Below are 13,019 nucleotides of genomic sequence, written 5' to 3'. Positions count from 1 at the left end.
GCTGAGTGGCGTAAGCACTGCGGACCTCGAGTCCAAGCTGACCATGTCGCTACATTCCTCAGATTTGCGGGAAAAACGCCAATTTGCAGCGGATGAGCATCAAGAACGAAAGTTGAGCGCTGCCCACGAAGGCAGCACTCTGATTAAGGGCACCTCGGGCCCGAACCGGACCTTTGGCTTAGGCACTTATGTCCGTGTCAGACAGCGAATTGTGCTGCAGAAATGAGTGCTTCTCGTTTGCGCTAGCTCAACGAGGCTGTTGAGCATGCCGTGTACACGAGAGGTCGCGCCACGCAGATCCGGAGCACATTCGATGACGAATACGCACCGACGGCAGGAGGATTATGATCTCCTGACGCTCGCAACGAGAACGATCCCTCGCTACACATCCTATCCGACCGCCCCCCAGTTCACCGCCGACGTCGATGCTGCGATCTATGGGAGTTGGCTGGACATGGAAGCGGATCGCGATGCCCCTGTATCGATCTACCTCCACGTCCCGTTCTGCAGGTCGATCTGCAACTACTGCGGTTGCACGACAAAGGCGGCACTTCGCGACGATCCCGTCCGCGCCTATGCCGAAGTGCTCAAGGACGAAATCCGTCTGGTGGGAGCCAGAACCGGACGCGTTGCGGTCTCGCACCTGCACTGGGGCGGAGGCACACCGAACATCCTGCCGCCGGACTGCATGGCGGAACTGGTAGGGCTCCTCTCGGAGACGTTCCGCTTCAGGGACGATATGGAACACGCGATCGAACTCGATCCCCGGCATGTTACCGTGGACGGCATGGCATGCCTCGCTGGTCTGGGCGTGAACCGGGTGAGCCTCGGCGTGCAGACCCTCGATGACAGGGTCCAGAAAGCGATCGCGCGCGTTCAGCCCCTGGCCATCGTCGAGGACGCGATGCGTGCGATATCGCAGGCAGGCATCGCAGACGTTAACTTCGACCTGATGTTCGGCCTGCCCTTCCAGACGGAAGCGTCCATCAAGGCAACCGTGGAACAGGCGGTCCGTCTTGCTCCCTCACGGTTCGCGGTCTTCGGCTACGCGCACGTCCCCTGGATGAAACCCCACCAACGCCTGATCGCCGACGAGACTCTCCCCGACGCTGGCGCGCGGATCGCTCAGGCGCGGCTCGCGCGCCGTCTCCTCGTGACGGCCGGCTATCACGGCGTGGGCATCGACCACTTCGCCCGCGGAAGCGATCCGCTTGTGGCGGCGATGCGGAATGGCACGATGCGGCGGAACTTTCAGGGCTACACCACCGACACCGCGTCCACCCTCATAGGTCTGGGAGCGTCATCCATCAGCCGGACCCCCTCCGGCTATGCGCAGAACCTGCCCGACAACGCTGGCTGGCAACGCCGCATCAGGGCCGGCGAACTGCCTGTGGCCCGGGGGAAGGCGATCGATGCCGTGGACCGGATGCGGGGAGATATCATCGAGTCGATCCTGTGCTTCTTCGAAGCCGATCTCGCCGTGATTGCAAAGCGCCATGGCATCCCAGTCGATCTGTTCGGTCCGGACATCGTCAGGCTGCGCACTGAGATGGGAACACGCGTCCGGATCGACGACTGGCGGACCGGGATCGAACGGGACCCCCACGAAACAGCGCGTCTGGTCGCCAGCCACTTTGATGGCTACCTCCATTCGAACGGCCGCTACTCGGTGGCGGTCTGAAAGCATGCGTGTCCTCTGGAACGCGGTCGGCTTTTCTTCGCTGGCGGCCGGCGCGGCTGGAACGGTCCTGCCGCTCCTACCCGCAACGCCGTTCTTCATCCTGGCGGCATATGCGTTCTCGCGCGGCTCTCCAAAGGTCGAGTCCTGGTTGCTGGAGCATCCGCTGTGGGGTCCCATGATACTGGACTGGAGACGCAACCGTGCGATCTCGAAGAAGGCAAAGGCGGCGTCTCTGTCGTTGATCTGCGCGACGCCCGTGTTGTCGTGGGCCATCGGTTTCGGGCCAGTCGTCCTGGGAATTCAGGTGGTCGTCCTTGCCATGGTGGCCGTCTTCATCGCGACGAGGCCCAGTCCTTTGACCGATGCCGAGCCATGAGGCTTCCGGTAGCCGGTTCGCCTTTGTCCGGAGACCGTCAACGATCCAGCAGCGGCTCGTAGCGTGCATCGGTCAGCGTCCTGAGGAAGGCGACGAGCGCCTCCACGCGCCTGTCGTCGAGTGCCGGACCATGAGTGAGTTCCTTGACCGCAAGCGTCTCTGGCACGCTCGGAAACCCGAAGGGCTGTCCGGTCTCCGGATTCACCCCGTGGCATCGGCCCCTGAGTTGTACCTGTTGTAGAACCTGACGACCGTGTGCAAGCTCTTAAATACGCCGTTGTGCATGTAGGGTCCCGTCACCGCGACGTTGCGAAGGGTCGGCGTGCGGAACTTTCCGCGCTCGTCCTGGGAGCCGACGGCCGGGTCGCCCCCGAGACCGGGATCGACCGTCCCAGTGCAACGCCGTTCGCCTCGCGCAGCGCCTTGTTCTCGGGCACGCCGATGTTGTGGTAGCGGTTGTCGGTGAAGGTCTCCCTCGGATCCATCGGGCTGAGGGCGAGCCGATGGCACTGGCTGCAGTTCGTGAACTGCTCGGAGAAGAAGAGCACCCGGCCCAGTTCCTCCTCGTCGCTCAGCGTCGCCTCGCCGCGCAGGAAGCGGTCGTATTTCGAGTCGAACGGCGCGAATGCATCGGTGCGCTCGAACGCGGCTACCGCCTGCGCCAGCGCGTCGAAGGCAGCTTCGGGATCGTCGAGGATTCCCGGCCCGAACGTCTCCGGAAAGGCGGCCCCGTAGGATTCGTTCTCCCGCAGCCGCGCCGCCACCGACGCCTTGTCCGGCATGCCCATCTCGGCGGGGTTCAGCGGCGGCCCGCCGGTCTGCTCTTCGAGCGCGGCCGCGCGCCCGTCGTGGAACAAGCCTCCTTTCCACCTGCCGTCCGCATCCCTGTGAGAGGCGGCACGAGGGCGGCGTAGGATGCGGTCGGGGCGTTGCGGTCACCCACCGAAGTACCGTCGTCGCCGAGCGACGCGGCGAGACCGCGGGGATCGGCGAACCCCCGGCCCGGATCGTGGCAGGTGGCGCAGGACTGGGTCCGGTTGGCGGACAGGTCGGGATCGAAGTAAAGCGCCTGGCCGAGAGCGGCCAGGGCCGCGGGATCGGCCGCCGCGACGGGATCCACGCGCTCCCGCGAGGCGAACATCATCGCGCCGCCCGAGACCAACGCGGTAGTCACCGCAGCCAGCAGGCCCATCGCCAGCGCGTAGCTCCTCATCCAGGGCGCTCCGTCACCACGGCCGCCAGAACCGCGGCTTCTCGGGGCAATGCCGTTGCCCTGACCGTCCGGACATCATGTCGGGCGACCACGGGGGTTCGTACGTCACCGCCACCTCCGCAGCCGCCACGCCGGGTACGGCGCAGGCCGCGCGCTCCACTCCGTCCTTCAAGTAGCCGACGGCCGGGCACCCCCGCGTGGTGGTGGTCATGACCACGTGCGCCGTCGAAAGGTCATTCACCGCAACGAAATAGATCAGCCCGAGGTCGACGACGTTCTGGCCCAGTTCGGGATCGATGACCGTGCGCAGCGAATCCCTGACTCTGTCCGCCAGCGTCCCCCGGTCCGTCGGTTCAGGTGCGGTCGTCATGACCCCGTTCCGATGCGCACCAGCAGGCGATAGGCGGCACCGTCCGGATCGAAGCCGCCCCGCCATTCGTGTCCGCGCTGCGCGAGCTGCGGAAATAGGAAGGTCGGCTCGCGGTCGAGAAGGGCTTCCATCACCTCGCCCCGCTGCATGGCCTCGGCGGCGCCCAGCACCTTCACCATGGGCTCGGGCGGCATCAGCCCGCGGTTGTCGAGATGCATCAGGGGGATCGGCCAACGATCGTTGGCAGCCTCGGTCGTGGAAACAGCAGGACCGGCCGTCGGAGTGAACAGCACCTCCCAGTCCCCGCCGCCGATCTCCCGGTCCTGATGCGTGAATCCTCTCGCTCCCAGCGCCCCGAACAGCGGCACGGGCCGGAACGGCGCCAGCAGGCGAAGCCCCTCGCCCGGTCCGAGCGCTGCCACCGCCTCCATGATTCGGCCGAACGGCTCGCCTCCTGCCGCAAGTATCGGCCGGACGTCCAGTTCCAGGTATTCGGTCATGATCGTGCTCCGTTCACCGCCCGCCCGGCGCAATAGAGTAAAGCAGGGAAGGCCGCAGCGCTCCCTCGGGAAACCTCTGGCTTGCGGCGACGTCGGAAAGCATCCGTGCCCGCACCAGATGGACGATGATGGCGGCGGTCGCGGCCAGCGTGCCGAATGCGGCGACCCGGAAGCTCGCGGCGCTTGCAAACGCCAGGGCCGCCGTCCCCGCCCAGACCGAAGCGAAATAGAGCAGGAACCATGGCCGTGCCGCTGCCTCCGAGACGAGGTCCTGGACTCGGGGTGTGGGCGTGCGGCCAAGTACCGGGCCGTAGCATTCGAGCCAGGTCATGAACGGCACGATCTTGTAGAGCTTCGCCAGTCCGAGGCCGGACAGCCACCCGAAGGCGACGAGGTAGATCGATGCCGCGATACCCCTCTCGCCCCCGGCCAGTGCCGCCAGGGGCGCTGCCAGCACCACCGCAAGCCCCAGCGAGGCGAAAGCGAGCACGGCGATCTGCATGTTGAGTTCCAGTTCCCTGCGTCTGCGACCGCGATAGAAGTTCACCACGTCCCGGCCATAGAGGGCAGCCGCGCCCGCGGCGGCGAGCCCGGCGACGAGCAACACGCCCGGCACTGTCCAGCCCGCAAGAAGGGCGGCCATCCCTCCACCGACGGCCACGGTCGCCGCGCCTGCGGACAGCATGAATGCCAGACGGGTGCCGTTCCCTTGCGGGTCGGGTGAAAGAAGGAACATGGGAAACAGGCGATAGGAAACGCCCGCCGCGCACATGGTCAGCCATCCGCCGAGTCCGGCAGTTGCATGGACGGGAACGCCCCGGGCGGCGATGCCCATGAGCGCGGGTGTCGACAGCGTTCCTCCGAGGACCTGCGTGAACACGAGGCCCAGCGAGGCAGCCGCCAGAAGCCCGGCCAGCCCAACGGCTACGTAGGCTGCCGGGAGCGGAAGCGGCCGGGACCGCGCAAGCGTCAGGCCGATCGCCACCGCCGCCATGGCGAAGCCAAGGCAGAGCAGAAAGCCGCCGATGGGAAGGAACGGCGCGGCCGTCTCCAGGAGTCCGTCTATCGCCAAGAAACCCGACAGCAGCGAAACGAGACCCACCACGATGGACAGGAGCGCGGGCAGCGTCAGGCCGGCACCCGCGAGCGGGCGGTTCACGAGAACCGGAACGAACTGGAACAGCGCTCCGCACATCAGGAGGCTCAGCCAGCCGATCGCCGCGAGATGGACTACAACCAGCGTGCCCGGGTCTCTCAACCCGTCGGCTGGATAGCCGTAACCTGCCGCCATCAAGGCCTCTGCCCCCAGCAACGACAGAAGCGCCGCGGCGAAGTAGCCCATGGTCCATCTCGAGAGCGAGGCTCCGGTCATCTGGGTTGCCGTCGCCGACTCAGGAGCCGCAGCAGCATTCACAGCCGCTGCCTGCCTCCCGGGAGATGAGGACGCGCCAGACTTCCGGGCCCTGCTCGACATATGTCCAGTCGAAGAGACCTGGGAACCTCGCCTGGATCTGGTACTGCAGCGGGCGCGGCTCGTGATCGCTGACGATCGCGAAGGACTGGCTCGGCTTCAGCGCCTCGAGCACCGAGAATATCCGCGGGTGGCGCTCGTAGGGCGGGATGGTGCGGACGTCGATGGTGGGGATTTCGGCGAGTTCGTCGGTGGTCATGCGCGAGGCTCCAGGTTCAACCGCAGGCGGGCATGACGCGAAGCGCGCCGCCAACTCCGGGGAAATCTAGCGAACCCGGAGCCATGCTTGTTTGTCGAAGCGCAAACTGAGGAGACGTCGAAGTTGAGATCCGTGCAGGGCTGCGTTCGCTCAGAACAGCCCGATCGCGACCGCGGCCAGGTTCACGGCCAGCGCCGCAAGCGCCGGGATCATCACCGCCGCTCCCGCAGCGACGGAGAGCGCCGCGATCCAGTCGAACTTTTTGTCGGCCGTCATTCCCATGATCGTTCCTTAATGTCCTCAACGCCCGTTCTGCGGAAGACGTTCCGGCGCGGGGAGCGGGGCGTCCTTGCCCTGATGGAGGACACGCTCCGCCGCGCCATCGAGATCTTCGAGCTGTCCACTCTTCATCGACCAAAGGAAGGCAAGCAGGCCTGCAAGGCCCATGCCCAAGGCGACCGGAACCAGCCACGCCAGGAGCCCGGTCATGCCGTCGCCGGACGCAGGTCGTCCGCCCTCGATTTCGGCGAAGGCTCGCGCCGATCGGAAAGCACCCGCAGTGAGTTGGCCACGACCAGGATCGACGAGGTCGACATCGCCACGGCAGCGACGAGCGGCGTTACGTAGCCGGCCACGGCGAGCGGCAGCGCCAGCGCGTTGTAGGCGATCGAGATCGCGATGTTCTGCCGGACGAGGCGCATGGACTTGCCAGCCACGGATATCGCCTCCGGCACGCTGCGGAGGCTGGAACCCAGGAAGACGAGATCGGCCGCGCTGCGTCCGACATCGGCTGCCGTCGACGGTGCCATGGAGACGTGTGCCGCTCCAAGGGCAGGCGCATCGTTGATGCCGTCGCCAACCATCAGCACCCGTCTCGCCTCGCGGCGGAGCACTTCGAGGCGGCTGGCCTTGTCTTCTGGACGCTGTCTGCCCGACAGTTGCCCGATGCCCGTCAGCTTCGCGACCCGCCAGGTCTCTTCCTCGGCGTCGCCCGACAGCAGTTCCACCGACAGCCCGGAATCCTTCAAGGCCGCCACCGCCGCGGCGGCTCCCTCGCGCAGCGTGTCCGACACGTCGAAACGGCCGACGAAGATACCGTCGCGGGAAAGCCAGGGCCCGGAGCCGCTCCGGTCGCCGTCTCCATTGACTGCCCAGCCGGGCCTGCCGAGCCGCCAGAGGCACGCTCCGATCCGGGCTTCGATTCCGTTGCCCGGGATCTCCCGTGCCTCGGATACCTCGACGCCTTCGCCGCTGCCAAGCGCCGCGACCGCAAAGGCCGCCGGATGGCGTGACAGGCGCGCCAGAGCGGCAGCGACAGGCAGTTCGGCCTGGGGCACGTCATGCGAGGAGACCCGCATCCGTCCGGTCGTCAGCGTTCCGGTCTTGTCGAGGACGACGTGATCGATCTCCGCAAGCCGCTCGAGCGCACTGCCGTCCTTCATGGTGACGCCGATTCCGAAAAGACGGCGCGCGGCGGCCGCCTGGACCATGGGGACGGCGAGGCCGAGCGCGCAGGGACAGGTGATGATGAGGACGGCGATCGCCAGCGTCAGCGAACGGTGCCAGTCGCCCGTTGCCAGGAGCCAGCCAACGAACGTCGCCAGCGCGACCGCATGGACGACGGGCGAATAGAGGGCGGCGGCGCGATCAGCGATCCGGCGGTAGCGTGCGCGGCTGCCTTCGGCGGCCTCCATCAGCCTGACCATGTCGGCCAGGAAAGAGTCGGCGGGGCGACGGTCGATGCGCAGTTCGATCGGACCGCTGAGATTCAGCGCTCCCGAGAGCACCCGCGACCCCGGCGCGATGCTCTCCGGCGAGGTCTCCCCGGTGACGATGGATAGGTCCAGCGTTCCAACGCCCTTCAGCACGGTGCCGTCGGCCGGGATCCGCTCGCCGACGGCCACGAACACGGTGTCTCCCTCGCGAAGCGACTGAACGTCCCGGAAATCGCGCCCGCCGTCCTTGTTCAGCACGCTCGCCCCGCGTGGCATCATGCGGGCCAGCGACCGCACGGCGGCCCGGGCCTTCCCGCGCATGGAGTGATCGAGCGCGCGCCCGGCAAGCAGGAAGAACAGCAGCGAGGTCACCGCGTCGAAATAGGCGTGCGTTCCGCCCGTCAGCGCGTCGTAGGCGCTGAGCGCGAAGGCGAGCAGGATGCCCGCGCTGATCGGCACGTCCATGTTGGTCCGCCCGACGCGCAGCGCGCTCCAGGCGGATGCAAAGAAGATGCGACCCGAATAGGCCACCGCGGGCAGGGCCAGGGCCGCAGAAATCAGGTGGAAGGCATGGCGCGTGTCCTCCTCCGCCCCGGACCAGATCGAAACGGACAGGAGCATGATGTTCATCGCGGCGAATCCCGCGACGGCCGTCGCCCGGAGCAGCCTCCCCATTTCCGGGTCGCCGATCGGATCTGGCTCGGCCAGCGTCGCCGCGTAGCCGACCCGGCGCACCGCGTCGATCATGGGCGGCACCGGACCGTCCGTCCGCCACTTAACGGCTGCCCTCCTCGCGGTCAGGTTCACGCGTGCGGCGGTCACGCCCGGAAGCCTTCCCAGCGCGCCTTCGATCGCACCTATGCACGCGCCGCAGTGCGCACCGGGAACGCTCAGGTCGGTCTGCATGATTCCGTCGCCGAGGTCCCGGCTGGCCATCCGGATTTCCTCTGACGGCACGTCCCGGCCCGGCCCTGCCATCAGGGCGGCCTCCGCTCCGGGGGCGCAGCAGCTCATCGCGTCAGGCCCCCGGCCGCGCCACGGCGACATAGGCATGCCAGGTCGCATGCCCGAGCAGCGGAAAGATCACGATCATGCCCAGCAGTCCGGTCGCGACGCAGAGCGCGAAGAGCGCGATCACCATCGCTCCCCATCCGATCATCGCCGGAAGGTTGTTCCACACCAGCTTCATGCTGGTCCCCATGGCCGTCAGCGCGTCGACCCTGCGGTCGAGCATCATCGGCACGGAAAACACGCTGATCGAGAATGCGAAGGCCGCGAACAGGCCGCCGATGGCCGTCCCGACGGCGATCATCGCCCACCCGTAGGCGGAGCCGACCAGCACGCCGATGACGTTATCCAGGCCCGGGAAGGCGGTGACCCCGAAGAACAACGCCCAGAGAAGCACCGCCGCCCTGGTCCAGAGCAGCATGAGCAGGCTGAGCAGCAGTCCCGCGAAGAACACCTGCGGCCCGGCGTTCGGGCGCGTCCTGAGCATGGAAGCAAGCCCGACCGTCCTGCCCTCGCCGAGAGCGCGGCTCTTCGCGTAGAGGCCGATCGCAAGGAACGGCGCGACGATCAGGAAGCCCGCGAGCGACGGGAAGAGGATGTAGTCCCGCCCGAACTCGAACAGCGTCCAGACGAAGGCTGCCGACAGCAGGAACACGCCGACCCCATAGGCGATGCTGGTCGAAGGCCCGCGCCAGAAATCGCGCCACCCAAGCGCCAGCCAACGCAGTCCAGCCGTCGCGGGCAGGCCTCGCTGCAGCGCGCGATCCCGCGTCTCGCCGATCCCGGAGGTCTCGCTCAAGAGCCAGTAGGACTTGTCGGTCTCGTTCATCGAAACTCCTCCCTCAGCACGCCGATTTGGCGGCCCGGTAGCTGCCGTCCGTACCCGCCTCCTTGAGATGAGGCACGCAGTCCGGCTGAGACGTGACGGCCACGTAGACGAGGTGGGCGTTCGCCGCCGCGACAAGCAGCAGCCCGGCCGGAACCAGCAGCCATGCGGACGTCCAGCGCCGGCGTCGAGCTGTGGCTTGGGTCGTCATGGCTGGTTCGTCCCGAGATCGTGGACGAAGAGCGACAGGGTCCGGATTTCCGCGTCGGTCATGCGCTCGTCCCACGTCGGCATGTGGCCCTGCCTGCCGCCATGGACGGAGGCGATGATCGTCTGCAGGTCGCCGCCGTAGACCCAGCGCGCGTCCGCCAGGTTCGGAGCGCCGACCTCGCGGTTGCCTTCGGCGTTCTCGCCGTGGCATGCCGCGCATGTCGTCGCGAAGACCTCGCGTCCGGCTTCGATCCGCTCCAGGTTCTCCTCGGTCGAGTAGTCGGGATTGCTCAGCGAATACACATAGGCCGCGACGCTTCGAACCTGGTCTCTCTCCAGCATTCCGTCGCGTCCGAAAGCAGGCATCTGCGCGATCCTCGTGTCCGGATGGGCAGTGTTGATGCCATACCGCAGCGTCTGCTCGATCAGTTCGGGACCGCCGCCCCACAGCCAGTCATCGTCGGTCAGGTCCGGGTAGCCGGCGCGTCCGCGGCCATCGCGCCCGTGACAGGCGGCGCAGTTGTCGCCGAAGAGCTGCCGCCCGGTACCGCGAACGGTCTGCATCAGCGCCTCGTCGGCGAGGATGGCGTCGTAGGGTTCGGATTCCAGTCGCGTCATCCACGCCGAACGGTCCTGCTGGCCCTCGACGATCCGCTCTTCGACCGTCGTGCGCTGGTCGACGCCGAGAAGGCCCTTGGTGTACGTCGTGCCGAGCGGCCAGGCGGGCACGAAGAACCACCAGGCGATGGCCCAGATATGGGTCACGATCAGGAACATCAGCACCCCGCGCGGCACGGGCGTGTCCAGTTCCTTGATGCCGTTCCACTCGTGTCCGGTCGTTTCCCTTCCGGTGACGGGATCCCGCTCGTTCACTTCCATGGCTTGTCCTCCCGGTCGAGGATGCTGGTCTTCGCCCTGTCGAAACGCATCCGGTTCGAGGGCCAGAAGGCGTAGGCGATGACACACAGGAAGAAGCCCATCAGGTAGAACAGGCCCCAGCTCTTGGAGAAGGCGACAAGGGTCTCGTGGCTGATCTCGAACATGGCTCAGTCCTCCGCATCGGGAGCTTGTTCGGTCGCGGCCGTGTCGCGGAACGCGGCGTCGGTGAGCCTGCCCAGCACCTGGAGATAGGCGACGAGCGCGTCCATCTCGGTCAGGCGCGTCGCCACCCCGTCGAATGCGCTCACCTGGGTGGCCTCGCCATAGCGCTCGGAGACGCCGGACGCCGCCTCGCTGTCGGGGAAAGCCTGACCGTAGGCGTCGCGGGCGGCATTGGCGACCATCTCGTCGGTGTAGGGAACGCCCAGGGCCTGCTGGGCGGCAAGATGCTCCTTGAGGTCGCTCGTCCGGAGCTCGGTCCGCGCCAGGAAGGCGTAGGCTGGCATGTTGGATTCCGGCACGACGTCGCGCGGATTGATCAGGTGCGCGACGTGCCAGAAATCGGAATACTTGCCGCCGACGCGCGCCAGGTCCGGACCCGTCCGCTTCGACCCCCAGAGCATCGGGCGGTCGTACTGGGACTCGACCGCCAGCGAATACGGCCCGTAGCGCTCGACCTCGTCGCGCAGCGTGCGGATCATCTGGCTGTGGCAGGCGTAGCAGCCCTCGCGCACGTAGATGTTGCGACCCGCCAGCTCCAGCGGCGTGTAGACCCGCATGTCCGGCGCTTCCTCGACCGTCTCGTCGATGGTGAAGAGCGGCGCGATCTCAACGATGCCCCCGACGCTCGCGGCGGCGATGATCGCCAGCACGAACCCGATCGCCGAGCGCTCGAGCTTGCGGTGGAAGAGTTCAGGCATCGGTCATTCTCCCGGGACGGCGATGGCCGCGGGGACATCGCTCTCGCGACGCTCCGCCAGCGGCACCGAGCGTACCGTCATCCAGATGTTGTAGCAGCACACGACCGCGCCGATCAGGAACAGAAGGCCGCCGAAGGCGCGGGCAATGTAGTAGGGATACATCGCGACGAGAGAGTCGACGAAGGAGTAGGCGAGCGCGCCGTCTTCCGTGTAGGTCCGCCACATCAGCCCCTGGATGATGCCGGAATTCCACATCGCGAAGACGTAGAGCAGCGTTCCGGCGATCGCGAGCCAGAAGTGGACCTCGACGAGCCTCGCGGAATACATGCGCTCCCGGTTCCAGAGGGTCGGCACCAGCGTGTAGAACGAGCCAAAGGTGATCAGCGCCACCCATCCAAGCGCGCCTGCATGCACGTGGCCCACCGTCCAGTCCGTGTAGTGGCTGAGCGCGTTCACCGGACGGATCGCCATGAACGACCCTTCGAACGTCGACAGTCCGTAAAAGACCGCCGCCGCCATCATGAAGCGAAGCGTCGCGTCGTCGCGGACACGGTGCCAGGCGCCGTTGAGCGTCAGCAGCGCGTTGCCTGCCGAAGCCCATGACGGCACCAGCAGCATGACCGAAAAGGTCATGCCGAGCGTCTGCACCCAGTGCGGCAGCGCCGTGTAGTGGAGGTGATGGGAGCCCGCCCACATGTAGAAGAAGGTGATCCCCCAGAAGCTGAGGATCGAGAGGCGGTAGGAGAAGATCGGCCGCTGCGCCCGCACGGGAAGATAGTAGTAGAGCATGCCGAGGAAGCCTGCCGTCAGGAAGAACGCGACCGCGTTGTGCCCGTACCACCACTGGACCATCGCGTCCTGGACGCCGGGCCAGATCGTGTAGCTCTTGGCATGGCCCCACGAGACGGGGACGGCGAGGTTGTTGACGATGTGGAGGATCGCGACGACCACGATGAAGGCCATGAAGTACCAGTTCGCCACGTAGATGTGGGGCTCCCGGCGGCGTGCGATGGTGCGCAGGAAGAGGATGAAGTAGGTGACCCAGACCACGACCAGCCAGAGGTCGGCATACCACTCGGCCTCGGCGTATTCCTTCGACTGCGTCACGCCGAGCAGGTAGCCGGAGACGGCGAGGACGCAGAACAGGTTGAAGCCGAAAAGCACGAACCACGGGCTGAACTGTCCGGCGAGCCTTGCGCGGGAGGTTCGCTGCACGACATGGAATGACGTGGCGATCAGGGCGTTTCCGCCGAAGCCGAAGATGACCCCGGACGTGTGCGTCGGCCGCAGCCTTCCGAAGGTCGACCAGGCCGCGTCGAAGGCGAGGTCGGGCCAGGCGAGCTGGGCCGCGACCCAGACGCCCATGAACATGCCGAACACGGCCCATGCCATCGACAGCACGATGCCCACCTTGATCGGATCGTCGTAGTAGGACGCCTCGCGGTCCTCGGTCGGCTCGGGCTCGTAGAACCCGGACAGGACCGGGTAGAGCAGTCCTCCCGCGAAGAGGATCACCAGCAGGCCGTGAACGCCAAGCGTGTCGCTCCTGCCGAGCGCGGCCATCGCGATCCCGGCGGCGGCCAGCATGACGAGGACGACCGCCGCGTACTGCCGTTCGGTGGAACTGAGTTTCCCGATCATGATGCCCTCT

General features: G+C 66.8%; 18 protein-coding genes. 2 read left to right on the top strand and 16 right to left on the bottom strand.

Annotated elements, in window-relative coordinates; genetic code table 11:
* Positions 1-313: 313 nt before the first annotated feature.
* Together hemN and G6N74_RS16705 are read left to right on the top strand one after the other, a co-directional pair.
* Entirely contained in the window at positions 314-1,681 is a 1,368-nt protein-coding gene (gene hemN / locus G6N74_RS16710; RefSeq protein ID WP_165119074.1) for an oxygen-independent coproporphyrinogen III oxidase, read from the top strand.
* Between the two features lie 4 nt (positions 1,682-1,685).
* A complete protein-coding gene (locus tag G6N74_RS16705; RefSeq protein ID WP_165119073.1) occupies positions 1,686-2,057 on the top strand; it encodes a YbaN family protein in 372 nt (123 codons plus the stop codon).
* A gap of 37 nt (positions 2,058-2,094) precedes the next feature.
* Here G6N74_RS16705 and G6N74_RS31185 read toward each other — a convergent pair whose 3' ends face one another.
* From G6N74_RS31185 to ccoN, 16 genes are all read right to left on the bottom strand, one after another.
* Positions 2,095-2,223, bottom strand: coding sequence for a hypothetical protein (locus G6N74_RS31185; RefSeq protein ID WP_281353991.1), 129 nt, complete (start codon positions 2,221-2,223; stop codon positions 2,095-2,097).
* Between the two features lie 130 nt (positions 2,224-2,353).
* The gene (locus G6N74_RS16700; protein ID WP_281353990.1) at positions 2,354-2,914 is read right to left on the bottom strand and encodes a cytochrome-c peroxidase; all 561 of its coding nucleotides are present in this window, start codon (positions 2,912-2,914) and stop codon (positions 2,354-2,356) included.
* Entirely contained in the window at positions 2,857-3,270 is a 414-nt protein-coding gene (locus G6N74_RS31180; protein WP_281353989.1) for a cytochrome c peroxidase, read from the bottom strand. Before G6N74_RS31180 ends, G6N74_RS16700 begins: the two co-directional genes overlap by 58 nt.
* A gap of 13 nt (positions 3,271-3,283) precedes the next feature.
* Entirely contained in the window at positions 3,284-3,640 is a 357-nt protein-coding gene (locus G6N74_RS16695) for a metal-sulfur cluster assembly factor (protein ID WP_205826714.1), read from the bottom strand.
* Positions 3,637-4,143: a DUF2249 domain-containing protein gene (locus tag G6N74_RS16690; protein WP_165119226.1), complete on the bottom strand. Its 507-nt coding sequence runs from the start codon at positions 4,141-4,143 to the stop codon at positions 3,637-3,639. The genes G6N74_RS16695 and G6N74_RS16690 overlap by 4 nt, the downstream gene beginning before the upstream one ends.
* 10 nt (positions 4,144-4,153) lie before the next feature.
* A complete protein-coding gene (locus G6N74_RS16685) occupies positions 4,154-5,512 on the bottom strand; it encodes a hypothetical protein (protein WP_165119071.1) in 1,359 nt (452 codons plus the stop codon).
* A gap of 19 nt (positions 5,513-5,531) precedes the next feature.
* Entirely contained in the window at positions 5,532-5,810 is a 279-nt protein-coding gene (locus G6N74_RS16680; protein WP_165119070.1) for a DUF2249 domain-containing protein, read from the bottom strand.
* Positions 5,811-5,960: 150 nt separating this feature from the next.
* Complete coding sequence (locus tag G6N74_RS31175; protein ID WP_281353988.1) at positions 5,961-6,086, bottom strand: hypothetical protein; 126 nt, start codon at positions 6,084-6,086, stop codon at positions 5,961-5,963.
* Positions 6,087-6,110: 24 nt separating this feature from the next.
* Positions 6,111-6,299, bottom strand: a complete 189-nt coding sequence (gene ccoS / locus G6N74_RS16675) for a cbb3-type cytochrome oxidase assembly protein CcoS (protein ID WP_165119069.1) — start codon at positions 6,297-6,299, stop codon at positions 6,111-6,113.
* Positions 6,296-8,461, bottom strand: coding sequence for a heavy metal translocating P-type ATPase (locus G6N74_RS16670; RefSeq protein ID WP_246245782.1), 2,166 nt, complete (start codon positions 8,459-8,461; stop codon positions 6,296-6,298). Before G6N74_RS16670 ends, ccoS begins: the two co-directional genes overlap by 4 nt.
* An 82-nt stretch (positions 8,462-8,543) precedes the next feature.
* On the bottom strand, positions 8,544-9,362 hold the full coding sequence (locus G6N74_RS16665; RefSeq protein WP_165119068.1) for a DUF2189 domain-containing protein: 819 nt from the start codon (positions 9,360-9,362) through the stop codon (positions 8,544-8,546).
* A 13-nt stretch (positions 9,363-9,375) separates the two neighbouring features.
* Positions 9,376-9,570 carry a hypothetical protein gene (locus tag G6N74_RS16660; protein ID WP_165119067.1) on the bottom strand — a complete coding sequence of 65 codons (195 nt, stop codon included), beginning with the start codon at positions 9,568-9,570 and terminating at the stop codon, positions 9,376-9,378.
* On the bottom strand, positions 9,567-10,448 hold the full coding sequence (gene ccoP, locus G6N74_RS16655) for a cytochrome-c oxidase, cbb3-type subunit III (RefSeq protein WP_165119066.1): 882 nt from the start codon (positions 10,446-10,448) through the stop codon (positions 9,567-9,569). Before ccoP ends, G6N74_RS16660 begins: the two co-directional genes overlap by 4 nt.
* Positions 10,439-10,612 carry a cbb3-type cytochrome c oxidase subunit 3 gene (locus G6N74_RS16650; RefSeq protein ID WP_165119065.1) on the bottom strand — a complete coding sequence of 58 codons (174 nt, stop codon included), beginning with the start codon at positions 10,610-10,612 and terminating at the stop codon, positions 10,439-10,441. Before G6N74_RS16650 ends, ccoP begins: the two co-directional genes overlap by 10 nt.
* Positions 10,613-10,615: 3 nt before the next feature.
* Complete coding sequence (ccoO, locus tag G6N74_RS16645; protein WP_165119064.1) at positions 10,616-11,368, bottom strand: cytochrome-c oxidase, cbb3-type subunit II; 753 nt, start codon at positions 11,366-11,368, stop codon at positions 10,616-10,618.
* A 3-nt stretch (positions 11,369-11,371) separates the two neighbouring features.
* Entirely contained in the window at positions 11,372-13,009 is a 1,638-nt protein-coding gene (gene ccoN, locus G6N74_RS16640; RefSeq protein WP_165119063.1) for a cytochrome-c oxidase, cbb3-type subunit I, read from the bottom strand.
* Between the last annotated feature and the right edge of the window lie 10 nt (positions 13,010-13,019).

It is taken from the genome of Mesorhizobium zhangyense, from assembly GCF_011045115.1.
GTDB lineage: Bacteria > Pseudomonadota > Alphaproteobacteria > Rhizobiales > Rhizobiaceae > Mesorhizobium_M > Mesorhizobium_M zhangyense.
Note: the sequence above shows the minus strand (reverse complement) of the source record. Positions and strands in the feature narration are given on the sequence as shown.

Coding starts and splice junctions, on each gene's coding strand:
- hemN (WP_165119074.1), top strand. CDS start 314: ATGACGAATACGCACCGACGGCAGGAGGATTATGATCTCCTGACGCTC.
- G6N74_RS16705 (WP_165119073.1), top strand. CDS start 1,686: ATGCGTGTCCTCTGGAACGCGGTCGGCTTTTCTTCGCTGGCGGCCGGC.
- G6N74_RS31180 (WP_281353989.1), bottom strand. CDS start 3,270: ATGAGGAGCTACGCGCTGGCGATGGGCCTGCTGGCTGCGGTGACTACC.
- G6N74_RS16695 (WP_205826714.1), bottom strand. CDS start 3,640: ATGACGACCGCACCTGAACCGACGGACCGGGGGACGCTGGCGGACAGA.
- G6N74_RS16685 (WP_165119071.1), bottom strand. CDS start 5,512: ATGACCGGAGCCTCGCTCTCGAGATGGACCATGGGCTACTTCGCCGCG.
- G6N74_RS16680 (WP_165119070.1), bottom strand. CDS start 5,810: ATGACCACCGACGAACTCGCCGAAATCCCCACCATCGACGTCCGCACC.
- G6N74_RS31175 (WP_281353988.1), bottom strand. CDS start 6,086: ATGACGGCCGACAAAAAGTTCGACTGGATCGCGGCGCTCTCCGTCGCT.
- ccoS (WP_165119069.1), bottom strand. CDS start 6,299: ATGACCGGGCTCCTGGCGTGGCTGGTTCCGGTCGCCTTGGGCATGGGC.
- G6N74_RS16670 (WP_246245782.1), bottom strand. CDS start 8,461: ATGGCCAGCCGGGACCTCGGCGACGGAATCATGCAGACCGACCTGAGC.
- G6N74_RS16665 (WP_165119068.1), bottom strand. CDS start 9,362: ATGAACGAGACCGACAAGTCCTACTGGCTCTTGAGCGAGACCTCCGGG.
- G6N74_RS16660 (WP_165119067.1), bottom strand. CDS start 9,570: ATGACGACCCAAGCCACAGCTCGACGCCGGCGCTGGACGTCCGCATGG.
- ccoP (WP_165119066.1), bottom strand. CDS start 10,448: ATGGAAGTGAACGAGCGGGATCCCGTCACCGGAAGGGAAACGACCGGA.
- G6N74_RS16650 (WP_165119065.1), bottom strand. CDS start 10,612: ATGTTCGAGATCAGCCACGAGACCCTTGTCGCCTTCTCCAAGAGCTGG.
- ccoO (WP_165119064.1), bottom strand. CDS start 11,368: ATGCCTGAACTCTTCCACCGCAAGCTCGAGCGCTCGGCGATCGGGTTC.
- ccoN (WP_165119063.1), bottom strand. CDS start 13,009: ATGATCGGGAAACTCAGTTCCACCGAACGGCAGTACGCGGCGGTCGTC.